Here is a 21,844-nt window from a genome sequence, read left to right as displayed (position 1 = left end):
GGGCGATCGCCCAATGGGTGGGGTGTCCCGCAACCGACAACGATGGCAGAGCGCGATGGTCTATGGGGCGATCGCGCTCTGCTGTGTTTTGGGCGGTTGGGTCTGGAGTGGTCTGGGGATTTGGGGGCTAGCCGATCGAGGGGGTGACTCGATCGCCCAAGCAACGGAACCACCGCCGGCCCTGCTCTCCCAACTACCACCGCCCCAGGTACACCCGTTGCCGGCCCGTTTGCAACAGTGGCGCGATCGCCCGGCGGCCCAATCAAGACTTGTTCCGCCGCGTAACGGGGCCGGGGATGACCTTGACCCAAATTCCTTTGGTTCAGATTACTTCGATCAAATTGAACCCTCGATCGTGGGTCACCTAATTTGGTCGCAGTTTCCGATCACCGTTGCCCTTGCCCCCACACCGCCCCGCGCGGCAGCTTGGCGCAAGGCCGTGACCCAGGCGATCGCCGATTGGCAACCCTATTTATCGCTGCAACTGCTGGACGCTGGGGATTCGACCCCGGCCGACATCACCATCGCCCTGGGCAATCCCACCCTGCGCAATGCGGCCGGTTTGCCCCGAGCCGCCAACGCCCGCACCACCTATGAGTTCTATTGGGATCTGCGGGGCGATCGCCCCCGACTGGCCCACCGATTTACGATGCTGTTGCGGGGCGATCGCGCGTTTGCTCAACTGCTGGGCACGGCTCGCCATGAGTTGGGCCATGCCCTGGGGATTTGGGGCCACAGTCCTAATCCCCAAGACGCGCTTTATGCCGCCGCCGTAGCCAATCCGCCCCCCATTTCCGATCGGGATCTGAACACCCTAGTAAAAATCTATGAGCAACCCACCCGCCTCGGTTGGCCATTAAACTAGGGCGATCGCCAGTCAAAATGCGCTCAGTCCTGCTTAGAATCCCATCTCTTCTGAATGGTGTTAAACCCTTCTGGCTATGTGGAACCTCATTGGCTTATTGATGATTTCCAATATTTTTATGACCTTTGCTTGGTATGGTCATTTAAAAGATTTGAAGACTGCACCCCTGTGGATTGCAATTGTCGTAAGTTGGCTGATCGCCTTTCTAGAATATTGTTTTCAAGTACCTGCCAATCGCCTGGGCACGCAATACTTTAATCTACCGCAACTCAAGGTTTTGCAGGAGGTTATTACGATGGTGGTGTTTGCTGGATTTAGCGTTTGGTATATGAAAGTTCCCGTGACACGCAATTACTTTCTAGCTGCTATGTTGCTGGCGGGTGCTGCTTATTTGATTTTTAGTGATCAAACCAAATCTTAAGCAAACAAAATCTTAAAATCGTCGCCACCGAAACTTAACCGTTCAAATTTAGCCAATCCCAGTCGCCTAAATCATCATGCCTAATCGCCTTGCCAGTAGCCAGAGTTTATATCTACAAAAACACGCGAATAATCCCATTGACTGGTGGCCTTGGTGTGAGGAAGCCCTTGCCCAAGCGAAACAAGAAAATAAACCGATTTTTTTGTCCATTGGCTATTCCAGTTGCCATTGGTGCACGGTGATGGAGGGTGAGGCCTTTTCAGATCCAGCGATCGCGGATTACCTGAATGCGAATTTCTTGCCCATTAAGGTCGATCGGGAAGAGCGCCCCGACATCGACAGCATTTATATGCAAGCGCTGCAAATGATGATTACCCAAGGGGGCTGGCCGCTGAATATTTGGCTGGATCCCTACGATTTAGTGCCGTTTTATGGGGGAACCTATTTTCCGGTGGAGCCGCGCTATGGCCGGCCAGGATTTTTGCAATTGTTGCAAGCGCTGCGCGATCACTACGACCAACAGCCGGAGCAAGTGGCCCAAATTAAGGGGCAAATTCTGGCGGCCCTGCAACCAACAGTGGATTTGGCTACGGGGGCCAACTTGTTCGATCGCACCTTGGTTGAGCAAGGTTGGCAGGAAAATGCAGCGGTTTTGGCCGAAGGGCGATCGAGCAATCGGTTTCCAATGATTCCCTATGCGGATTTTGTGTTGCGGGGCTATCGGGTCACCAGTCCCGAGCCTTGGAGCGACCAAATTCCAGAAGCCCTGCGCCCCAGTTTGCAACGGGGGGTCGCCCTGGCCCTGGGCGGCATCAACGACCATGTGGGCGGCGGCTTTCATCGCTACACCGTTGATCCCACCTGGACAGTGCCCCATTTTGAAAAAATGCTCTACGACAATGGGCAAATCGTGGAGTTTTTGGCGAATCTGTGGAGTGCGGGGGCCCAAGATCCCTCCCTACGATCGGGAATTTTTGGGGCGATCGACTGGCTCCGCCGTGAAATGACCAATCCCGATGGTGGCTTCTATGCGGCCCAAGATGCCGACAGCTTCACCGATCCCGCTGCGGCGGAACCGGAAGAAGGTGCATTTTACGTTTGGGGCTGGGATGAGCTGGAATCTTTGTTGGAACCAGAAGCCCTCTCGGCATTGGTGGAACAGTTCACGGTTTCAGTGCCGGGCAACTTTGAGGGTGTGAATGTGTTGCAGCGGCGATCGGGCGGAACCTTGCCGGATAGGGTGACAGAGGTGCTCGATCGCCTGTTCACAGTACGTTACGGCCAGCCCCGCGCCCAGTTGGCCCAATTTCCACCCGCTCGCAACGCCACCGAGGCCAAAACCGTCGCTTGGCCCGGTCGCATTCCCGCTGTCACCGACACCAAAGCGATCACCGCTTGGAATGGTCTGATGATTGCCGGGTTGGCCCGGGTGGCCGCCGTGTTTCAGGACTTGCCCGCCTACCAGCTAGCTGCCGGAGCGGCCCGCTTTTTGCAAACTCATCACGGTTCGGGCGATCGCTTCTATCGGCTGAACTACGACGGACAACCGGCGATCGGGGCCCAAGCGGAAGACTATGCCGAAGTAATCCGCAGCCTGCTGGAACTGCACCAGGCCGCAACGGCCCTGATCGCCACGGGGCAAATTGCTCCCTCAGAGGCGGATCAGTGGCTGGCCTTGGCGACCCAACTTCAGGCGGAATTTGATCAGCACCTGTGGGATGTCGATCATGGCGGATATTTCAACGCGGACGATCGCCCGGATTTAATCATTCGCGAGCGGAGCATCATCGACAACGCCACCCCCGCCGCCAACGGCACAGCCCTGGGCAACTTGGTACGCCTGGCCCTGCTCACGGAAAATTTGACCTATCTCGATCTCGCTGAACAGGGCTTCCGCAGTTTCCATCGTTTCTTAAACGAGCACCCCCGCGCTTGTCCCAGTTTGCTGGCAGCCTTGGATCAGTTCCAGCGGCCCGTGCTGGTGCGGGCCAAGGCGGAAACCCTGGCCCTCTTGGCCCAGCAATATTTGCCAACTACGGTTTTGCGGTTGGATCAGCAATTACCGCAAGGGGCGATCGCCCTGGTTTGCAAAGGGCTAACCTGCCTGCCTGCCGCCACGGATCAAGCTCAACTCTGGTCTTTGCTGAAGCAATGCCAGGGGTAGGCTTGTGGCGGTTCATCCCGGCCAGAGATGCCAGTGCTCCTACAAGCGATCAAACCAGCCCTAGCGACTCAGGTATTTCATCGCCAAGCTCATCAAATCCGACATATCAATATCCCCGTCTCCGTCGCTATCTAAATAGCCACTAAGGAGCGAATTGCCTTGCTCATTGGACTTTAAAAAGTTCAGCATCAGGGGCACTGCCATCGGCAAAATTGGTTCGATCGACCCGGCGGGCAGCCCTGTGCGGGCCTCAATTTCCCCCAGCATTTGTTCCACTTGGGGTTGATTCAGAAACGCCCCGATCGCCGCCGCATTGGGTTCCGTACCGCCCAATTGATCAACCAACGCTTGGGTTTGCTCAAAACCATTGGCCGCCTGGTTAGCCTGCAAGCCCCCTTTCAAATATTTCGCCACACTTCCCATCACTGCTTGGGTGTTCGCCAAGTCCAATCCCCCTTGGCTGCTGATGGCTTGGAAGGTTTGCAACATGGCTCCCAAGTCCCCTGAACCACCGGCCAGAGCAGGATTTTTCAGCAGCGAAGACAACATATCCAACATGGTCGAATCCTCAAGTTTTCCAATCAAGATCGCAAGCAGGCGTTAATTCCCAGGTGTTAATTCCCAGGTGTTAATTCCCAGGCTTTGATTTCCATCAACAGCCGTTGATTAACTCCATCGCGACAAAAACAAACAAGGGCAAGGTCTGCGGAATCCTTGCCCCTGCTGTTGATTTTATGCGCGCTTTTGCAATGACTCCAGACGGCGCTTAGCCACACCATTTTTGGGATCGGCTGCCAAGGCTGCCTCATAGGCTTCCAAGGCTTGCTTCACCAACTGTTTCTTCTCGTAGGCAAATCCCAAGTTATTCCAGGCGGTCACGTAGCCACTGTTGAGCTTGACGGCTTCTTTGTATTGCCGAATGGCCAAGTCAAACTGCTCTTGGGCTATGTAAGCAAATCCCAAGGCGTTGTAAACAATGGCCAAGTTATCGGTGGATTCTTCTTCACCTTTCTTGAGCGATCGCTGGAATTGCTCGATCGCCTGGCCATACATTTTTTTATCCATGTAAATACTGCCCAGTTCATAAAACGCCTGAGCACCTGCTTCCCCGCTGCTGGCGGCTTTTTGCAAGCGGCTGAGGGTACTTTCTAGGCGACGAGTTTTGAACACCTGACGCAGTACAAAAAAGGCCACGATCGATAGCAGCCCCACCAAAATTGAAATATAGACAATACCAACTGAGTCTTCCATAGGGATTAAAGCAAGGGAATTGAAAGGGTGACTCGTTAATTAAAAAAATTGAAATTGCTAGGGCTTGTCGTTGACCAGCGGCTACATCAATAGCACCACATCAATAGTAAAGGGCGCGATCGCCCGCGCCCTCACTATCCAGAAGGATTGATGTTGCTATCACGCCTGAGCACCACTGGCCATCGCCATCATTTTGCTGAACGAAGTGCTGAATTAAGCTGCACCCATCGGCTGAATTGATTCGCAAAACCAAGCGATCGCACCCTTAGCCCGCAGCTTTTGCCTTGGCAGCTTCGGCCACCTTGCCAAACACTTCAGGATCCAGAACAGCCAACTGGGCCAGCATTTTCCGGTTCAACAGAATATCAGCCTTCTTCAGGTTGCCCACCAATTGGCTATAGCTCGTGCCATTGATCCGAGCAGCAGCGTTGATCCGTGCAATCCACAGACGACGAAAATCGCGCTTGCGGCGGCGGCGATCGCGATAGGCGCTCCGCAGGGCCTTCATCACCTGCTGGTTAGCGGTGCGGAACAGACGCGAATGGGAACCACGGAAGCCCTTGGCGAGCTTCAGAATCTTTTTGCGGCGTTTGCGAGCAACATTGCCGCGCTTAACACGTGCCATAGGGGTTGACTTTGCTTGAAACTAAAGCAATACAGAAAAAACAGAGAAAAGCGGGGAAGCGCCGATCGAGATAGCGGCAACTAGCATTGACATGTTCCCCGGGCAAAAGCTGCGAGGATTTCGTCCTTAGAGATAAGGCAACATGAGTTGCACGTTGTCTGCATCGCGCTCGTGCACCAGAGCTGCACCGGCCAAACGACGCTTACGAACAGCGCTCTTCTTTTCTAGAAGGTGGCTACGCAGGGCGCTCCGGCGGGCAAATTTACCGCTACCGGTCTTGCGAAAGCGCTTGGCGGCAGCTTTGCGAGTTTTGAGTTTAGGCATGGACTTACCTCGGGGTTGGGCGCTTGGTTGGCGCGATTTCAAATCCTATCACTGCTAGCCCCATTGCGTAAATGATCGACCTGTGCGGTCAAGGGGGCGCTGGGGACAATGAAGCCTCCGAGGTCGATCGCGCTAATTGGTTGAAGAGTAACAGGGTCTAGGGTTCGTCGCTGGCCATGTCGTCGTCGTCATCCAGCTCGTAGCCCGTTTCTTCGCCCACGAGCATATCGGCGATTTCTTCGTCGCGCTCGTTGTACTCAAAGTCCCGTTCATCGCGATCGCGCAGCCGACCTGATGATTCCAGCCAGTCCAAGATCGAAGCGTTGGTTTGGGCCGGGATCACGCCCGCACGAGCACGGCGCGGTTCTTCACGCAAAGCAGGAGTGTTCATCAATAGTTTAGGGATAGGTTGCTAGCGATATGGTTGATAGGGGATTGTGCCTGTTGGGCTGGAAGCGAACCCTAGTGTTTCCACAAGAGGCCTCCCCTGTCAAGTGTGCCACGATCGCTCCGCCGCGTCCTACTGGATTGTTGAATTCATCATGCTGGGAAAATCAGATTTGCTTGCGGCCCTGGTGGGTCAAAACTTGGGTTTAAAAACCACGACCTCTGACAAGGCGGCTATTTTGGCGCTGATCACGCGGCTGGAGGAGCGCAATCCAACCCCCTGCCCGATCGAGCAGCCGGCCAAGCTCGCGGGCGATTGGCAACTGCTTTACACCACCAGTCGAGAACTATTGGGTATTAATCGCCCCCCGATTGCCAATTTGGGCGCGATTTATCAATGCATTCGCCCCGATCGACAAACAATCTATAACTTGGCGGAACTCAACAACAACTTCCCTTGGCTGGAGGGCTATGTGGCGGTGGCGGCCCGGTTTGAGGCTTTGTCGGCGGTGCGGGTGGCGGTGCGTTTTCAGCGAATTGTGGTGGGTTCCCAGCGGTTAGCGAACTATCGCCAAATTACCGATTGGGTCGATCGGGCTGAACAGGGCGATCAGTTTCGATCGCTGAATTTCACCCTGAACCCTGTCCAGCAACAGGGGTGGTTAGACGTGACCTATTTGGATGATGACTTGCGAATTGGTCGGGGCAATGAAGGGAGTGTGTTTGTGCTGCGGCGAGTCTAGGTTTTTACCCCAAGAGTTAATCAACCGCTATTCACTCAAGCGGCTCGATCGCTCCGTGCTGCGCGGATCCAAAGCATCCCGTAGCCCATCACCCAACAGATTAAAGGACAGCACCGTCAGCACCACCGCGATCGCCGGGGGCCAAACCAACCAAGGCTGCAACGTCAAAATCGAAGCATTGGTTCCCAAAGACAACAGATTGCCCCAGGAAGGATCTGGCTGCTGAATCCCCAGCCCCACCAAGCTCAACACCGATTCCGCCACAATGAAACTCGGCACGGCCAAAGTTGCGGAAATAATCGTGTAAGTGGCCGTTTGGGGCAACACATGTAACACCACAATCCTGAGGGTACCTGCCCCCATGGCTCGGGCCGCCTGCACAAAAGGCCGCTCCTTAATGGACAACACTTGGCCGCGAATCACTCGTGCCAGTCCCGACCAACTGATGAATGATGTGATGGCCACAATCAAGAAGAACCGCTGGGCACTGCTCAGGCCGGGGGGCAAGACGGCAGCCAAAGCCACCAACAGGTAAATGCCCGGAATGGTCATCAGCACTTCCGTGAGCCGCATGATTGTGCTGTCAATCCAGCCGCCAAAGTAGCCGGAAATGCCGCCAACCAACAGCCCGATCGGGAAAGAAATCGCAATTCCCACCAGTCCAATGCTGAGGCTGATGCGGCTGCCATAGACCAAGCGACTGAACTGATCACGCCCTTGCTCATCGGTTCCTAACACATTCCAGCGCCCGGGCCCATCGGTGCCAAATAGATGCCACCGAGCGGGGATCAATCCCCAAAGCCGGTATTCAGGGCCCGTGGTTAGCAGTCGCAGTCGAGAAGGCTGCGATCGATCCACCCGCAAAGGGCGATCGCCCGTCTGCAAATCCGTTGCCCCCAGCGTTGTGGGATAAACATGGGGCCCCAAAAACTGCCCAGCCTGATCTTGCCAATGAATCACCGTGGGTGGCAGCAGGGCCCCTTGCGCTTGGACGCTGTAGGGGTCATAGGGAGCCACAAACTCCGCAAACAGGGCAACGGTGTAAAGCAATCCGAGCACGATCGCGCCCCAGCGTGCCAGCGGACTTCCCTTCAGCTTTTGCCACCATTTCATCGTTACGGAGGCCCCTTAGAATGTTAAGAAATGAATCTGTGCTGACCAATCTTAACTGACCAGCCCCAGCGGGTTTTCCCGGCCGTCCGGCGCTGCCCAGCCTCACCGCCTCGATCGCCCCATTTTTCCTTCCCCTATGACCGCTTCCTCTGACCTCGACCAGCCCCACATCACCCCGCCGGCCATGCCGTCGCCCGAGCCGATCGACCCGATCGACCCCAATGATGAGCTGCCCGATGAAGTGGAAATGTCCCTTTTTGAGCACCTAGAGGAGTTGCGATCGCGCCTCTTTGCGGCCTTGGGGGTGGTGGTGCTGGCGATGGGCGTTTGCTTCGTCTTTGTCCGGCCGATCGTGCGGCTGTTGGAAGCACCGGCCAATGGGGTGAAGTTCCTGCAACTGACACCCGGTGAATTTTTCTTTGTCTCGATCGAGGTCACTGGCTACTCGGGTTTGCTGCTGGCAACCCCCTATATCCTTTACCAGATTATTCAGTTCGTTCTGCCCGGCCTCACCCGGCGCGAGCGGCGGTTAGTGCTGCCCGCCGTTGTGGGATCCAGCGTCCTGTTCATCATGGGCCTAGTGTTTGGTTACCAAGCCCTTGTGCCAGCGGCCCTCAACTTCTTCGTGAGCTATGGCGGCGATGTGGTCGAACAGGCTTGGTCGATCGAGAAATACTTTAAATTTGTGCTGCTTTTGCTCTTCAGCACGGCCCTCACCTTCCAAATACCCGTTTTGCAAGTGATGCTGGGTTTATTGGGAGTGGTTTCCTCGGGGCAAATGCTGGCGGGATGGCGCTACGTGTTGTTGGGCGCGGTGATCCTGGGCGCGGTGCTGACTCCCTCCACTGATCCCCTGACCCAGGGACTCTTGAGCGGCGCAGTCCTTGGCTTGTATTTCAGTGGTGTTGGGGTGTTGCGCTTGCTGGGTCGTTAATCGGGGTGGTTGATCTGGATGGTTGATCATGGCAGGGCATTTCCCCTGCGCCCCATATTGAGGGCCGCCCATCCTGCAAGGAGCCTAAAAAAAGCGACCTAAAAAAGCGACCTAAAAAAGCTGATTCACCAAACTTTCCAAGTTCACATAGGGTTGGCCACCCGATTCTTGTACCGGGTTGCCGCTGCTGAGAACGCGCGTGTTGAACAGTCGCTCCAACACTTCACGGGGATCGTTCGATCGGCGGTTGGTTTGGCTGAGGGTAAAGAGCACATTGTTGCGATTGCAGCCCGATCGCATGTTGCCCACACTACAAACCACCGTGTGGCTATTCACCCGTCCAACGGTTAAGTAGATATTACTGAGGCGATTACCGTTCTCTCGCAGCACGCCGTTCAACCGGCTGGTGACTTCGCCACAACGGCGCTGGGGGGTGTAGCCCGCATCGCTAAATTCTTCACTCGTCCAGGCAATGACCGGAGCTGTGCGCCCATTTCGCTGAACAGCCACTGTGGCGTAATAGCCATTGACCTGTTGGCATTGGAAGGAGGCTAAGGATTTAATGGCACCGGCTCTGGCAGTTTCGGCGGTCATCCAAGGCAGGTTGAGGGCCACCAAACCAGCGATCGCCCATTTCATAGCTGACTTCATCGAAAACTCCTGGGTCTGAAACCCCGTACTTTGAAGATGACTTGGCGTTAAGTTTGACTGTATACCGAGGAATATTCGGGAATTCAAGTCTGTGGAGCGAATGGACAACCGCAACCCTCGCAACCCTTTGAAATCAGGTCAGCACATTGGAATAGCTTACAAAGCGCAATGGCTGCGGTCTATTGCCTGAAAGGGGAGCGAATTTCGGCACTCTCAAGAACAGCGCTCTCAGGAACAGCACTCTCAAGAACAGCACTGCAAGAGCGGCACCGCCTGAACGGTACTTCGTCGATAGTTCCTCAGACGTGCTAACCCCTCAAAAAGCTCCCAGGGATCTCCAACCTGGGGTCTCAAAATCCCAAAGACAGGGGCGCATGGTCACTGATCCTCAGCGCGATCGACGCTTGCGCAAAGCGAGGCAGCAACTTAATCAAAAGAATCGGCAAAACACCACAGGGGCGCAATGCCGATCCGAGAACTGCTCAGTTTGAGCCGCTTATTCGATGATCAGGGCACGATCGACCACCGATCGCGGCGTTTGACCAGTGGGCGAAGCGGCCGGCTCCGTGGGGGCCAGCGTTGGCGATTGGCTAGACAAGGCCAGGGACTGCTCAGGAGTCGATCGATAGCTCGCCATTTGCCAGCTTGGTTCCTGCCAGCCCGTGCTGATGGAAGCCAAGGCCGCCGTCACCACCGCCGCGATCGCGGAGCCACCAACCCATTGCAGGCGCTGTTTCCGGCGATCGAGCTTGGCCAACACGCCTTGCACGGTTTGCTCGATCGGGGCTGCAGCGGGCACCGGAATTTGAGTGATTGATCGGCTCAAACCACCCATCGTTCTAAAAACCTGTTGCACCGCTGAGTCCGTAGCCAACCAGGCCTCAACCTGCTGTCGCTCTTCAGGGGTGACTTCATCATCGAGATAAGCACTGAGCAACTCAAACTGCTCAAGGCCAATGGGAGAACCCGAACCCCAAGATTCCGTAATCGCAGGATCGGAGCCTGGGTCGAGGTAATCCCGCTCTAGGCGATCGCCGTCTAGGTCTTGGTTGAGGCTGCGATCAGAATCCGATGCCGCAACCCGAGACCAGAACGCTTCGGACCAATCAGGGTCTTGTCCATGGGGACGCATTTCAGAAGTCATAGCAGCACCACAGCCCTTAACAAACCAATCACAACAGCACTCGCGACACACCGTTCAATCACAGACGACATTGGAACCTGCTAATTGGTTCCAGCTTTAGTCTAAATCTTTAGGAACCGAGATTTCTACCCTGAAACTTTTTCAATGATCAGTATCCGATCGCTGACTTTCTGATGACTTTGCTCAGGTTTTTCTTGGATATTTGACAAGTTCTCATTGGAACATCCAAGCAACCGAAACTCTGCCGATTTAACCCAATTTTGAGCGTACGGAGTAGCGAACATAACTCCGGATTTCTCCGCAATTCAGATCCCAGATCAACCCATTGGTTCAGCCCACTGGGATCAATCACTCAACACCTAGTGATTGAGATAATTTTGTAGTTGCGTTTGCAAGCGGGCCCGGGCCCGGGCAATTCGCGATTTCACTGTGCCCAATGAAACCCCGGTCATTTCCGCAATTTGCTCGTAGGGCAAATCTTCAATTTCCCGCAGAATGATCGTGGTGCGGAAGGCTTCAGGCAAATCGGCGATCGCCTCTCGCAGCTTCTCGTAGAACTCTTGCGAGGATAGGTTCTCTTCGGGGCTGGGGTCAGGGGAGGCAATTTCCCAATCCAGTTCGCCATCGTCCAGTTGCCGTGTGGCATCTAAGGAGACGGGGGCCCGATCGCGCTTCCGTTTGCGCAATTCGTCATAGAACAAATTGGTGGCAATGCGGCTCAACCATCCCCGGAACTTTTCTGGCTCCTTGAGGCGGTGGAGGTGGCGATAGACCCGCAACCACACCTCCTGCGCGAGGTCTGCCCGATCGGACCAGTCCGGCGCAAGGTGATACAGCACGCGATCCACATGGGGCTGGTAGCGCCGCAGCAGTTCTGAAAAAGCAGCCCGATCGGGCTGCAAGCCTGCTTGGCAACGCAGCACCAAATCAGCGCTTGATAATTTCTGAGGCGGCACAGGCGTTTGGGGCAAGGCGGCCTCGATCTTGGACCAGGGCACGGGCGGGGAGTAGCTCATACGCGCATCTGGGTTGATGGATATCCCATGCTTTCCAGACGCGGGGGTGGTCTTCAGAGTTCCTGGCTTAAGGATTTTGCGATCGCTCGGGTCTAAAATCACCGATTCTGGCGCGAGCGTTGGCGGCTAGCGGCAACCCGTCGCTGGGTTGGAAACCAGCAGCGACGGGCAAAACAAATTGAACAACCGGGGACTAGCGTTTGGTACCACCGGGCACATCAGCCTCGAAAGCCGGGGCCGAAGATTGCAGCAGGGCGCTAACTTGCGAGAGCACATCGCCGCTGGGCTTGCCAAGGGGTTGCCGCTCCGGGAAGAATTCCGGCTTGGATTGGCTGTGAACAATGGCTTCGTTCACCTGGCTGGCAATGAGGTCTTGGAGCTGTTCCTTGGCCCGTTGGCGTTGGTAGTTGGCTCCCTCCTCGGTGGTGGCATAGAGGGGCGGCAAGCGATTGAGGGCATAGGCAGCAATATCGCCCACATCCAAAGCCCGATCGCTGGTGGTTTCAATTTCCGCGACTCGGGTGATGGCCTCTGTGAGCACCAATTCTTCCATGACGTTGATAAATTGCTTGCGCGGCAGCACAACCACTTCACCAGTCAGCAATGCACCCATCAATCGATCGAGAGCCATATACTCCTCGATCGATAACTCGGAAGCTGTATCGCAAATCCGCCCCACTTCCGCTTCCATGGCCGGAGTCAAATAGCCATCGCGTAACGCTTGTTCAACAATTTTTTCGATGCTCATAACTCTGCGTGATACCAGGATTCGAGGTCAGTCGGGGTCAGATTGACGGGACTTATAGACAGGGTAAAGTATGCGCGGAAGCCAGCGACCTAATCCCTCCCTGAAGACGTAATGACGATTTGGAGGTGCGGTGTGATTTTTTGCCGTAGCCACTCACACCGGTCTAGAAACAGTTTGATCTAGAAATCCAATCTAGAGGCAAATGTTTTCCATCACCATTTTTTTAATCACCATTTTTGGAGTGGCCATTCTTTCACAATTTTCCGCTGCTAATTTGACGTTTGCCAACTTAACCCTACGGCCGATGGCTACCTCGCTCCCATTTAACCTTGCTGGTTTCCCCCTCAATCTCAGGGAACGGCAGGAGAGCAACTATCTGCTAGGTAATTGTAACTAGCTCCCCAAGACACCAAACCCAGTCATAGCAGTGGTTTTGGAGCAAGTTTCCCGATCGCCACGGGCCACCACCAGAACCGAACCAAACTGAGTTCGGTTGCTGGCTGCTTAACAGTAAGTTACATTTGGTTAAGACTCGGGATCGCCCGAGCCGCATAACAGGCACATAACAGGCGTTGATTGAGGGGCAACTCATCAGATGAAATTCTCTTGGAGAGTCGCGCTGCTGTGGACGTTGCCCGTCCTGATCGTAGGGTTTTTCCTATGGCAGGGCGCAGTTTCGGGCCCCACAGCAGACATGGGTAAAAACGCGGCGAATACCCGGATGACCTACGGCCGCTTTTTAGAATATTTGGACGCGGGCCGGATTGTTGAAGTTGACCTGTATGAGGGCGGCCGCACGGCGATTGTCGAGGCCGTCGATCCCGAGCTGGATGGTCGTCTTCAGCGTTTGCGGGTTGACTTGCCCGTGGCCGCGCCAGACTTGATTGCCAAGCTGCGCGAAGCCGGGGTGAACCTGGATTCGCACCCGATGCGCAACGATGGGGCCCTCTGGGGTCTCTTAGGGAATTTGGTGTTCCCGATTCTGTTGCTGTCGGGGTTGTTTTTCCTGTTCCGGCGATCGAACAATGTCCCCGGTGGCCCTGGCCAAGCCATGCAATTTGGCAAGTCGCGGGCCCGGTTCCAAATGGAAGCCAAAACCGGCGTGATGTTTGATGACGTGGCCGGCGTGGACGAGGCCAAGGAAGAACTGCAAGAAGTTGTGACCTTCCTGAAGAAGCCGGAACGCTTTACGGCGGTGGGCGCACGAATTCCGAAGGGTGTGCTGTTGGTGGGCCCTCCGGGAACCGGTAAAACCCTGCTGGCTAAGGCGATCGCCGGGGAAGCGGGCGTACCGTTCTTCAGCATCTCCGGTTCGGAATTTGTGGAAATGTTCGTGGGCGTGGGTGCTTCCCGCGTACGCGACCTGTTCAAAAAAGCCAAGGAAAACGCTCCCTGCATCATCTTCATTGATGAAATTGATGCGGTGGGTCGCCAACGGGGCGCGGGGATCGGCGGCGGTAACGATGAGCGTGAACAGACCCTGAACCAAATGCTGACCGAAATGGATGGCTTTGAGGGCAACACGGGGATCATCGTGATCGCAGCCACCAACCGCCCGGATGTGTTGGATTCGGCCCTGCTGCGACCGGGCCGGTTCGATCGCCAAGTGACGGTGGATGCACCGGATGTGAAGGGCCGTGTGGAAATTCTGAATGTCCACGCTCGTAACAAAAAGCTGGCGGATGAAATTTCCCTTGAGGTGATCGCCCGTCGGACTCCTGGCTTTACGGGGGCTGACCTGTCGAACCTGCTGAATGAAGCGGCTATCCTGACGGCTCGTCGCCGCAAGGACGCAATCACGATGCAGGAAATTGACGATGCGGTCGATCGGGTGATTGCCGGGATGGAAGGCACGCCTCTGGTGGATAGCAAGAGCAAGCGCCTGATTGCCTACCATGAGATCGGCCATGCGATCGTGGGGACGCTGATGAAGAACCACGATCCGGTGCAGAAGGTGACCCTGATCCCGCGCGGTCAAGCTCGCGGTCTGACCTGGTTCACCCCCAGCGAAGATCAGATGCTGATTTCGCGATCGCAAATCATGGCTCGGATTTCCGGTGCTTTGGGCGGTCGTGCGGCGGAAGATGTGATCTTCGGTGATGCGGAAGTGACAACCGGGGCCGGCGGCGACCTGCAACAGGTGGCCAACATGGCTCGGCAAATGGTGACCCGCTTTGGGATGTCGGACATTGGCCCGATTTCCCTGGAAACCCAATCTTCGGAAGTCTTTTTGGGTCGCGACTGGTTGACCCGATCGGACTATTCCGAAGAGATCGCAGCCCGGGTGGATGCCCAAGTGCGCTCGATCGTGGATCACTGCTATCTGGAAGCCAAGCGGATCATCCGTGAAAATCGGACGGCGATCGATCGCCTGGTGGATCTGCTGGTGGAAAAGGAAACGATCGATGGTGATGAATTCCGCCAAATTCTGGCCGAATACACCACGATTCCGGACAAGGAGCAGGCCTCAACCCAGTTGGTGTTTTAGGCTAGGCCAACCTTGAGGATGTAAGCCACAATTTCAGTGAAATGACCGGGAGCGATTGACCAACGGGGCAATCGCTCCCGGCTTTTTTGCGGGATTGCCTGCCCGATCGCCCTGAGCAACACCTGGGCGTGATTAACCCACAGGGGTGATTGACTGGGTTGTTCGAGCTGCCGGGATCAGTGGCTCGGGATCAGCGGCTCGGGATCAAAATTCAGCATTGGTAATCGGTCGATCCTGTGCCACAACAATTCTTAATGGATTTTTGATGAGGATTTTGCCAGTCGATCCGGGTTCTGAATTCCAAAGAGCGGATCGCCGATCATCAGGATTCGTGCTTTAATGAGCGCCTAAGGTTGCCCATCCCGTATCTAATCAAACGGGTCATGGTTCTAGCCCCTCAGCGCGGTTTCCTAACATCGTCATTGCCCACGCTGCAGCGCCGCTAACGCCCATCCATTCACGCGATGCCCAGGGTCTACCTCCAGGGAGTCAGGGAATGATGGAAAAAGTTAAATCGGGAATGCGGCACGGATAGAGGCGATGCTTGGACAGATGGTGTGTGTGGTGTGACGAGTGAGTTACTGGTTTTGTTGTGGATGCTAAATTTCCAGTTCAAAAATCCTTTGCACTAACCGGCACGCAGCTATTTTTGCTGCTGACGGGTTGCCTGAGCGCTGCCGCAGTGACAATCGACGGTCTGTCTGGGCGATCGCCCTATGGCCTGGAATCGCTCACCTTGCCGCTGGTGACAGCCGCCGCTGTGACCGCCGCGATCGGGTCTTGGGTAGTGCCCCTGTTGCGCCGCCTCAAAACCGGCCAGGTGATTCGAGAAGATGGCCCCCAATCCCACTTTGTGAAAGCGGGAACCCCCACCATGGGCGGCATCTTCTTTGTGCCCACGGCCGTAGTTCTGACCCTACTGCTAGGAATAGGTTGCGGTTGGTCTGGTTCCCAATGGGCCGACGCACTGGCGGTGGGAGCCTTGACCCTGGCCTATGGCTTCATTGGTTGGATTGATGATTGGCAGGTCTTGCGCCGCAAATCGAATAAAGGCATTACCCCGCGCCAAAAGCTGGCGCTGCAAGTGCTGTTTGGTGGGTTGTTTTGCCTCTGGTTGGGACTGACAAAATCTTGGGATTTAACAACGGTGGCCTTGCCCTTGGGGTTTGCGCTGCCTCTGGGAGTTTTGTTTTTCCCGATCGGCTGGTTCACCCTGGTGGCGGAAAGCAACGCTACAAACCTTACCGACGGCTTGGATGGACTGGCGGGCGGCACTGGGGCGATCGCTCTCTTGAGCTTGGGAGCGATTGCTTACCCCACTTCTCCGTCCCTCGGTCTCTTCTGTGCTTGCCTGTCTGGAGCCTGCCTGGGTTTTTTGGCCTATAACCGCAATCCAGCCCGCGTGTTCATGGGCGATACGGGATCTTTGGCCCTCGGCGGTGCGTTGGCTGCCGTGGCCCTGTTGACCCACTCGCTTTGGAGTTTGGCCATTGTTGGCGGGGTGTTCTTAGCTGAAACCCTTTCGGTGGTGTTGCAGGTGAGCTATTACAAAGCCACCAAAGGCCCGGACGGCAAGGGCAAGCGGCTCTTCAAGATGGCCCCGCTGCATCACCATTTTGAGCTTTCTGGCTGGTCAGAATTGCAAGTGGTTTCCACGTTTTATCTGGTAGCTGCCGCCCTTGGTGCTCTGGGACTCTGGTGGCGTTGATCATCCCCTTCGTTGCAGTTACATATTGATCTGGTTGCTAGCACAATTCCCTACCATCCAAGACTCAAGCCCTCAGAAACGCCTGAAACGATACCTGAAATAACGCCTGAAATTGCGGGGCCCCGGGCCCCGTTTTTTGTGGGGCAATCATCCCGTGGAATGGCAAACTCAACAGTATCCTGAAGGGGGCAAGCTGCCGGGGCTGTGGCGATCGCCTGACCGATCGAGCCGGTGACCTTGATGAATCAGCGAATTGAGTCAGCGAATTGAGTCAGAGCATCAAGCCAATTGGTTAAGCAGCATGATTTTTGGATGTTCCTTGGCGTTCTAGAAAGCATGGACGATTCTGATCTGGATTCGAGGGAACCGGTGAGCGCAACGGGGCGATCGACCGTTGCCATGGAGCCGGAGTCTTGGCCCATGGTGTCCGTGATTGTGCCGATCTATAACGGCGAGGCGGACTTGCCTCCTTTGGTTGATTGCCTGTTGGCCCAGGACTATCCCCCCAGCCAAGTGGAATTTATTCTGGTGGACAATCGCAGCGGCGATCGCTCCTGGGATTGGCTGCAGCGGGCCCAGCAAATGGCTAGCGATCGGGGATGGCAACTGCATCCTCTTCAGGAATTGACGATTCAGTCGTCCTATGCGGCGCGGAACCGGGGAATTCGGGTAGCGCGGGGGGAAATTCTGGTGTTTACGGATGCGGACTGTCGCCCTCAACCGCAATGGCTGCGATCGCTGATTGGAGATTTTGCCGATTCCGCGATCGGGATGGTGGCTGGGGAAATCACGTCCCTGCCGGGCCATACCCTGCTAGAACGCTATGCCGATCGTCAAGAAACCCTCTCGCAAAAACACACGATCGACCACCCCTTCTTGCCCTATGGCCAAACGGCGAACCTGGCGGTGCGGCGAGCAGTTTTCCAGGCGATCGGGCTGTTTCGTCCTTATCTGACCACCGGAGGCGATGCGGATTTGTGCTGGCGGATGCAACAGGCCACAGACTGGGCGATCGCCTTTGCGCCGGAGGCCATTGTGGAGCACCGTCATCGGGCCACCTGGCAGGAATTTGCCAGTCAATGGCGGCGTTATGGCCGCTCCAATCGCTACCTACACCAGTTGCATGGTGTGCCGCTGATGCGTCGTCGATCGGCTCGCCAGGAATTGCGCCGCTGGGTGCGCTGGGGCCTGCGAGAGTTGCCCCTGGCTTTTGGGCGCTGGCTGTTTAAGAGAGGCTCCCTGCTCGATGCCCTATCAACGCCTATTGAACTGTTGGGCAGTCGTGAACGTTGGCGTGGGCAAGTGCGGGCCCAATTACCCGATCGCGCGGACTGGATTGAGCCATTTGAGGCGTTGAAATGAGCTGTTGCTGAACCTTTTGGGTTCGCTTCTGAGATAACCAATTAGCTTGTTAACTTGGCTCGGAATTGATGAGCTTAGATTCGATCGAGCACTGCAATACCCAACAAATTCAACCCCAGCTTCAGGGTGCGCGCCGTGGCATCACAGAGCACTAAGCGGGAAGTGCGATCGGGTTCTGTGGCATTCAAAACCGGGCAGCGATCATAGAATTTATTGAACTTTTTGCTCAATTCAAAAAGATATTCACAGAGGCGATTGGGCATCAATTCCGCTGCGATCGCCTCTAGAACTTCATCCAGTCGCAAAAGATGCTTGAGCAATGCCCATTCGCTCTCGTCACTGAGGATGAGTTCGGTACTGTCCAAGTTCTGAAAATCAATTTCACCCTTGCGGCTAATGCTTTGAATCCGAGCATAGGCATAGAGCATATAGGGTGCTGTGTTGCCCTGAAGCGCCAACATTTTGTCGTAGCTAAAGGCATAGCTACTGGTGCGGTTTTGGGACAAGTCCGCATATTTCACCGCGCTGAGGCCCACAATTTGCGCCACCTGTTCAATGAACTCGGGAGTTTCACTGCGCTCTTCTGACTGCAACCGCTGTTCCACGTCGGCCCGCGATCGATCGATCGCCTCCGCCAACAAATCCTTCAGCTTCGGTGTATCTCCCGATCGGGTCTTCAGCTTTTTGCCGTCCTCACCCAGCACCAAACCAAAGGGCACATGCACCAGCTCCACTCCCGCCGGAACCCAGCCCGCCCGCTCGGCCACCTGAAACACCTGGGCAAAGTGGTTTGCTTGCCCCGAATCGGTGACGTAAATGATTCGATCAGCCCGGTCTTGGGTGGTGCGATAACGAATGGCGGCTAAATCCGTTGTGGCGTAGTTGTAGCCTCCATCGGACTTTTGAACAATCAGGGGCAGCGGGTTCCCGTCCTTATTCACAAAACCGTCCAGGAACACGCAGCGGGCCCCCGCATCCTCCACCAGCAGGCCCGATGTTTCCAGGGCGCTCACCACCTCCGACAGCAGGGGGTTATAGAACGATTCTCCCCGTTCCGTGAGTTGAATATCGAGCAGGTCGTAGATTTTTTGGAATTCTCGCCGGGATTGATCGCAGAGCAATTGCCAGGCGCGGCGGCTGTCGGGATCGCCGCCCTGCAAGCGCACAACCTCTTGGCGCGATCGCTCTTTGAAATCCTCGTCCTCATCAAACCGCTTTTTCGCTTTTTGATAGAACGCCACCAGATCGCCCAGGTCGATCGCATTGGCGTTGGTGAGGGCCTCCGGAGCCACTTCCCGCAGATGGGTAATCAACATCCCAAACTGCGTGCCCCAATCGCCCACATGGTTCAGCCGCAACACGTCGTGGCCCAAAAACTCCAAAACCCGGGCCAGCACATCGCCAATGATCGTGGAGCGCAAATGGCCCACATGCATTTCCTTGGCAATGTTGGGGCTGGAAAAGTCCACCAAAATGCGCTGCGGTTGCGCTACGGGGTCAATGCCCAATCGATCGCTCCCTTGACTCGATCGCAATTGCCCCAACAGGTAGTCGGCCTTGAGGGTCAGGTTAATGAAGCCCGGCCCCGCAATGGTAGGGGAGTCGCAGAAATCCTCGATCGCCAAGGCCGCCACGATCGCGCTGGCTACCTCGCGCGGCGGCTTGCCCCACTGTTTTGCTAAAGATAGAGCCACATTGGCTTGGTAATCCCCGAATTTGGGATTGCTGGCCGGAACCAGCATCGGATCCGTGCCAACCAACTCCGGGCCAAAGGCTTTGACCAGGGCGGTTTCCAGGGCTGAACGAAGGCGGGCGATCGCGTCTTTCACCGGCAAAAAGGGGAACGGTTTCCAGAAAAAAATCTCGCCCACAAGATAAGGCGCGGGGCGTTCGGCCGCGGCCAAACGTGGAGTTCCCCGCGCGCGAAGAGCAAAGGGCAATAGAAAATTTTACTGGAATTAGGGGAGAGCGAGGCCGCCCGCAAGCCGGATTCTGTTGGCTAGGTCAGTTGCGATCGGGTTAGCTAGGACTAATTAGACTGCTGGCCCTAGCGATTCCGGCAGCGCACCCGCTCCAGATCGCCTTCAACGTTGCGGGGAATCCGCCGTAAATCGACACCGGAGCGGTAGAGGGTTGCAGAATCCCAAAGCTTTGCCCCTTCAAGGTTGGCCCCTTCAAAGTTGGTGTTTTCGTCTACGATCGCCCCGCCCAAGTCCACATTGCGCAGATCAGCTCCCCGCAGGTCAGTTCCGCTGAGGTTGGCATCCACAAAATTGGCAAATCGCAGCTTGGTATTGCGTAGGTTGGCACTGGTCAAGTTGGCACAGGTGAAGTAGCTGCCCTCGAAGTTGCTGTCGGAAAGATTGGCCAGTTGCAGTTGGGCCTGACGCAGCCGCGCATTGACCCGACTGATGCCGCTGAGGTTGGCTTCCTGAAGATCGCAACCTTGGCAACTGCGAGCGCTGCCGCTGATGAACTGCTGGGGATCGGTGGTGTTTTGGGCCCAGGCCACGCTGGCCAAGCTCCCTGCCAGCAGGAAGGTGATCGCGGCAGTCCAAGTTTTGTGGGACGTTTTCATGGGTTGACCTCTCAGCAAATCGGCAAGGATGGACAAGGTGTGCGCCTTAGGCAGACATCGGTAAAACGGGTGTAATGGCAGAGAACGATCGCGCTAGGATGCTTATCGGTGTCCCCCAGAGTTCCAACCCATGCGAGTTTTACGCTTGTTCCAGTTGTTGTTGGCCCTGGCTGGCTCGATCGTAACCGGTCATCAATGGGGTTCGAGTCCCGGTCAGTGCCGGGATCACCGCAGGGAACCACAGGGGCGATCGGCGGTGACAGCGATGGGCAACCGGGTGGGTCGCTCTTGGTCAATACAACTCGATCGCCAGTTCGCCCGGATCGCTTGCGGGACAGTATTCAAACCGATATCTCAATTGGTAACCGCCCGTTGGCTTCAAGTCCAGGGAGGAGTTAAGCCAGGAGGGGCTGAACGCTTCAAATGGTGGTGCTTGCAAGCAATGGGGCGAAGTTTGGCGATCGGGCTGATGGGATTGGTGATTTGTGCCAGTTGGGCAATTGTGCCAATGCCGAGTTTTGCCGATGAGTTGCCCCTCGAAGCCCGCGTTCAGGCCGCGCGATCGCTCTTTGACCAAGCTTTTGAGGCCACCAATGGTGGGCAATTTGCCCAGGCTGAGCGTTACTGGACGCAAATTCTGGAACTTTTTCCCGACAATGCGGAAATTTGGAGCAACCGGGGCAATGCCCGCGCCAGCCAAAATCGGCTGCAGGAGGCGATCGCGGACTATAACGAAGCGATTAGCCGTGCTCCCAATGCGCCGGATCCCTACCTGAATCGGGGAGCGGCTCGGGAGAATGCGGGCGATCTGACGGGGGCGATCGCGGACTATGACCATGTGTTGGAATTGGATCCCAATGATGCGGCTGCCTACAACAACCGGGGCAATGCGGAGGCGGGCCTTGGTCAATGGGCCATCGCGGTGGAAGACTATGCCCAGGCGGAGCGCTTGGCTCCCGATTTTGCGATCGCCCGGGTGAACCATGCCCTGGCCTTGTTTCAGTTGGGCGATCGGGCGGAGGCCTTGCGCCTGTTGCGGAATTTGGTGCGGAAATATCCCACCTTTGCGGATGCGCGGGCGGCCCTGACGGCGGCCCTGTGGGACGCGGGCGATCGGGGCGAGGCCGAAAGCCAGTGGGTCTCGGTGGTGGGCCTCGATCGGCGCTACAAGGACTTGGAATGGGTGGCGAAGGTGCGCCGTTGGCCGCCCGCCATGGTGGCCGCCCTAGAAAAATTCCTCAAGCTTTAACCTCTAGAGCAATCCAGCGGGCGAGAACCGGCATTGTCCATCCCTGCTGGATTGCGTTGAAGCTAAGCGAGTT

At 56.1% G+C, this 21,844-nt stretch carries 21 protein-coding genes; 9 read left to right on the top strand and 12 right to left on the bottom strand.

Translation table 11 applies throughout. The features are described from left to right. Positions 1–13 precede the first annotated feature (13 nt). The 3 genes from VPK24_RS16850 to VPK24_RS16840 all read left to right on the top strand — a co-directional run bounded on the left by VPK24_RS16850 (position 14) and on the right by VPK24_RS16840 (position 3,450). Positions 14–865 carry a peptidase gene (locus tag VPK24_RS16850; protein WP_393015108.1) on the top strand — a complete coding sequence of 284 codons (852 nt, stop codon included), beginning with the start codon at positions 14–16 and terminating at the stop codon, positions 863–865. A gap of 76 nt (positions 866–941) precedes the next feature. Further along, positions 942–1,286: a DMT family protein gene (locus tag VPK24_RS16845; RefSeq protein WP_393015107.1), complete on the top strand. Its 345-nt coding sequence runs from the start codon at positions 942–944 to the stop codon at positions 1,284–1,286. A 76-nt stretch (positions 1,287–1,362) separates the two neighbouring features. Then, positions 1,363–3,450 (top strand): thioredoxin domain-containing protein, encoded by a 2,088-nt coding sequence (locus VPK24_RS16840; protein ID WP_393015105.1) that lies wholly within the window; start codon positions 1,363–1,365, stop codon positions 3,448–3,450. A 60-nt stretch (positions 3,451–3,510) separates the two neighbouring features. Here VPK24_RS16840 and VPK24_RS16835 read toward each other — a convergent pair whose 3' ends face one another. From VPK24_RS16835 to VPK24_RS16815, 5 genes are all read right to left on the bottom strand, one after another. After that, a complete protein-coding gene (locus tag VPK24_RS16835; protein WP_393015103.1) occupies positions 3,511–4,008 on the bottom strand; it encodes a DUF937 domain-containing protein in 498 nt (165 codons plus the stop codon). 174 nt (positions 4,009–4,182) lie between these two features. Continuing rightward, a complete protein-coding gene (locus tag VPK24_RS16830) occupies positions 4,183–4,701 on the bottom strand; it encodes a tetratricopeptide repeat protein (RefSeq protein WP_393015102.1) in 519 nt (172 codons plus the stop codon). Positions 4,702–4,966: 265 nt separating this feature from the next. Then, on the bottom strand, positions 4,967–5,326 hold the full coding sequence (gene rplT / locus VPK24_RS16825; protein ID WP_099534980.1) for a 50S ribosomal protein L20: 360 nt from the start codon (positions 5,324–5,326) through the stop codon (positions 4,967–4,969). Between the two features lie 126 nt (positions 5,327–5,452). Then, entirely contained in the window at positions 5,453–5,650 is a 198-nt protein-coding gene (gene rpmI / locus VPK24_RS16820) for a 50S ribosomal protein L35 (RefSeq protein ID WP_099534979.1), read from the bottom strand. 157 nt (positions 5,651–5,807) lie between these two features. Next, positions 5,808–6,041, bottom strand: a complete 234-nt coding sequence (locus VPK24_RS16815; RefSeq protein ID WP_234407086.1) for a DUF3134 domain-containing protein — start codon at positions 6,039–6,041, stop codon at positions 5,808–5,810. A gap of 151 nt (positions 6,042–6,192) precedes the next feature. On the opposite strand from VPK24_RS16815, the gene VPK24_RS16810 reads away from it, so the two are divergent. Continuing rightward, on the top strand, positions 6,193–6,780 hold the full coding sequence (locus tag VPK24_RS16810; RefSeq protein WP_393015099.1) for a PAP/fibrillin family protein: 588 nt from the start codon (positions 6,193–6,195) through the stop codon (positions 6,778–6,780). Between the two features lie 27 nt (positions 6,781–6,807). Here the strand turns inward: VPK24_RS16810 and VPK24_RS16805 are convergent, their stop codons facing one another. Next, positions 6,808–7,893, bottom strand: a complete 1,086-nt coding sequence (locus tag VPK24_RS16805; RefSeq protein WP_099534977.1) for an ABC transporter permease — start codon at positions 7,891–7,893, stop codon at positions 6,808–6,810. Between the two features lie 136 nt (positions 7,894–8,029). Here VPK24_RS16805 and tatC point away from each other — a divergent pair, with 136 nt between their 5' ends. Then, the gene (gene tatC, locus VPK24_RS16800; RefSeq protein ID WP_099534976.1) at positions 8,030–8,827 is read left to right on the top strand and encodes a twin-arginine translocase subunit TatC; all 798 of its coding nucleotides are present in this window, start codon (positions 8,030–8,032) and stop codon (positions 8,825–8,827) included. Positions 8,828–8,938: 111 nt separating this feature from the next. Here tatC and VPK24_RS16795 read toward each other — a convergent pair whose 3' ends face one another. The 4 genes from VPK24_RS16795 to VPK24_RS16780 all read right to left on the bottom strand — a co-directional run bounded on the left by VPK24_RS16795 (position 8,939) and on the right by VPK24_RS16780 (position 12,386). Next, entirely contained in the window at positions 8,939–9,478 is a 540-nt protein-coding gene (locus VPK24_RS16795) for a COP23 domain-containing protein (RefSeq protein WP_099534975.1), read from the bottom strand. Positions 9,479–9,974: 496 nt separating this feature from the next. Beyond that, a complete protein-coding gene (locus VPK24_RS16790) occupies positions 9,975–10,622 on the bottom strand; it encodes an anti-sigma factor family protein (RefSeq protein WP_393015096.1) in 648 nt (215 codons plus the stop codon). 359 nt (positions 10,623–10,981) lie between these two features. After that, positions 10,982–11,638, bottom strand: coding sequence for a sigma-70 family RNA polymerase sigma factor (locus tag VPK24_RS16785; protein WP_099534973.1), 657 nt, complete (start codon positions 11,636–11,638; stop codon positions 10,982–10,984). Positions 11,639–11,831: 193 nt separating this feature from the next. Next, the gene (locus VPK24_RS16780) at positions 11,832–12,386 is read right to left on the bottom strand and encodes a late competence development ComFB family protein (protein ID WP_393015094.1); all 555 of its coding nucleotides are present in this window, start codon (positions 12,384–12,386) and stop codon (positions 11,832–11,834) included. Between the two features lie 595 nt (positions 12,387–12,981). Between VPK24_RS16780 and ftsH2 the strand changes: the two genes are divergently transcribed. From ftsH2 to VPK24_RS16765, 3 genes are all read left to right on the top strand, one after another. Further along, positions 12,982–14,874: an ATP-dependent zinc metalloprotease FtsH2 gene (gene ftsH2, locus VPK24_RS16775; protein WP_393015093.1), complete on the top strand. Its 1,893-nt coding sequence runs from the start codon at positions 12,982–12,984 to the stop codon at positions 14,872–14,874. A 592-nt stretch (positions 14,875–15,466) separates the two neighbouring features. Further along, positions 15,467–16,582, top strand: a complete 1,116-nt coding sequence (mraY, locus tag VPK24_RS16770) for a phospho-N-acetylmuramoyl-pentapeptide-transferase (RefSeq protein ID WP_393015091.1) — start codon at positions 15,467–15,469, stop codon at positions 16,580–16,582. 399 nt (positions 16,583–16,981) lie between these two features. Then, positions 16,982–17,944 carry a glycosyltransferase gene (locus VPK24_RS16765; RefSeq protein WP_393015221.1) on the top strand — a complete coding sequence of 321 codons (963 nt, stop codon included), beginning with the start codon at positions 16,982–16,984 and terminating at the stop codon, positions 17,942–17,944. 74 nt (positions 17,945–18,018) lie between these two features. On the opposite strand, the gene argS is transcribed toward VPK24_RS16765, so the two are convergent. Then, positions 18,019–19,773, bottom strand: a complete 1,755-nt coding sequence (gene argS / locus VPK24_RS16760; RefSeq protein WP_393015220.1) for an arginine--tRNA ligase — start codon at positions 19,771–19,773, stop codon at positions 18,019–18,021. Between the two features lie 218 nt (positions 19,774–19,991). Next, a complete protein-coding gene (locus VPK24_RS16755) occupies positions 19,992–20,522 on the bottom strand; it encodes a pentapeptide repeat-containing protein (protein ID WP_393015089.1) in 531 nt (176 codons plus the stop codon). Positions 20,523–20,964: 442 nt separating this feature from the next. Between VPK24_RS16755 and VPK24_RS16750 the strand changes: the two genes are divergently transcribed. After that, the gene (locus VPK24_RS16750; RefSeq protein WP_393015087.1) at positions 20,965–21,771 is read left to right on the top strand and encodes a tetratricopeptide repeat protein; all 807 of its coding nucleotides are present in this window, start codon (positions 20,965–20,967) and stop codon (positions 21,769–21,771) included. The last annotated feature ends 73 nt before the right edge of the window (positions 21,772–21,844 follow it).

This window comes from Limnothrix redekei LRLZ20PSL1, from assembly GCF_043235035.1.
Lineage (GTDB): Bacteria > Cyanobacteriota > Cyanobacteriia > CACIAM-69d > CACIAM-69d > CACIAM-69d.
The sequence above is the reverse complement of the archived record's forward strand: the minus strand, read 5'-3'. Positions and strand labels throughout refer to the sequence as shown.

Excerpts from the sequence above, each read along its gene's own strand:
- rplT (WP_099534980.1), bottom strand. The coding sequence starts at position 5,326 with ATGGCACGTGTTAAGCGCGGCAATGTTGCTCGCAAACGCCGCAAAAAG.
- VPK24_RS16830 (WP_393015102.1), bottom strand. The coding sequence starts at position 4,701 with ATGGAAGACTCAGTTGGTATTGTCTATATTTCAATTTTGGTGGGGCTG.
- VPK24_RS16810 (WP_393015099.1), top strand. The coding sequence starts at position 6,193 with ATGCTGGGAAAATCAGATTTGCTTGCGGCCCTGGTGGGTCAAAACTTG.
- VPK24_RS16785 (WP_099534973.1), bottom strand. The coding sequence starts at position 11,638 with ATGAGCTACTCCCCGCCCGTGCCCTGGTCCAAGATCGAGGCCGCCTTG.
- VPK24_RS16805 (WP_099534977.1), bottom strand. The coding sequence starts at position 7,893 with ATGAAATGGTGGCAAAAGCTGAAGGGAAGTCCGCTGGCACGCTGGGGC.
- VPK24_RS16765 (WP_393015221.1), top strand. The coding sequence starts at position 16,982 with ATGGAGCCGGAGTCTTGGCCCATGGTGTCCGTGATTGTGCCGATCTAT.
- VPK24_RS16790 (WP_393015096.1), bottom strand. The coding sequence starts at position 10,622 with ATGACTTCTGAAATGCGTCCCCATGGACAAGACCCTGATTGGTCCGAA.
- VPK24_RS16840 (WP_393015105.1), top strand. The coding sequence starts at position 1,363 with ATGCCTAATCGCCTTGCCAGTAGCCAGAGTTTATATCTACAAAAACAC.
- tatC (WP_099534976.1), top strand. The coding sequence starts at position 8,030 with ATGACCGCTTCCTCTGACCTCGACCAGCCCCACATCACCCCGCCGGCC.
- rpmI (WP_099534979.1), bottom strand. The coding sequence starts at position 5,650 with ATGCCTAAACTCAAAACTCGCAAAGCTGCCGCCAAGCGCTTTCGCAAG.
- VPK24_RS16850 (WP_393015108.1), top strand. The coding sequence starts at position 14 with ATGGGTGGGGTGTCCCGCAACCGACAACGATGGCAGAGCGCGATGGTC.
- VPK24_RS16750 (WP_393015087.1), top strand. The coding sequence starts at position 20,965 with ATGGGGCGAAGTTTGGCGATCGGGCTGATGGGATTGGTGATTTGTGCC.
- VPK24_RS16835 (WP_393015103.1), bottom strand. The coding sequence starts at position 4,008 with ATGTTGGATATGTTGTCTTCGCTGCTGAAAAATCCTGCTCTGGCCGGT.
- VPK24_RS16780 (WP_393015094.1), bottom strand. The coding sequence starts at position 12,386 with ATGAGCATCGAAAAAATTGTTGAACAAGCGTTACGCGATGGCTATTTG.
- VPK24_RS16755 (WP_393015089.1), bottom strand. The coding sequence starts at position 20,522 with ATGAAAACGTCCCACAAAACTTGGACTGCCGCGATCACCTTCCTGCTG.
- VPK24_RS16795 (WP_099534975.1), bottom strand. The coding sequence starts at position 9,478 with ATGAAGTCAGCTATGAAATGGGCGATCGCTGGTTTGGTGGCCCTCAAC.
- ftsH2 (WP_393015093.1), top strand. The coding sequence starts at position 12,982 with ATGAAATTCTCTTGGAGAGTCGCGCTGCTGTGGACGTTGCCCGTCCTG.
- VPK24_RS16815 (WP_234407086.1), bottom strand. The coding sequence starts at position 6,041 with ATGAACACTCCTGCTTTGCGTGAAGAACCGCGCCGTGCTCGTGCGGGC.
- VPK24_RS16845 (WP_393015107.1), top strand. The coding sequence starts at position 942 with ATGTGGAACCTCATTGGCTTATTGATGATTTCCAATATTTTTATGACC.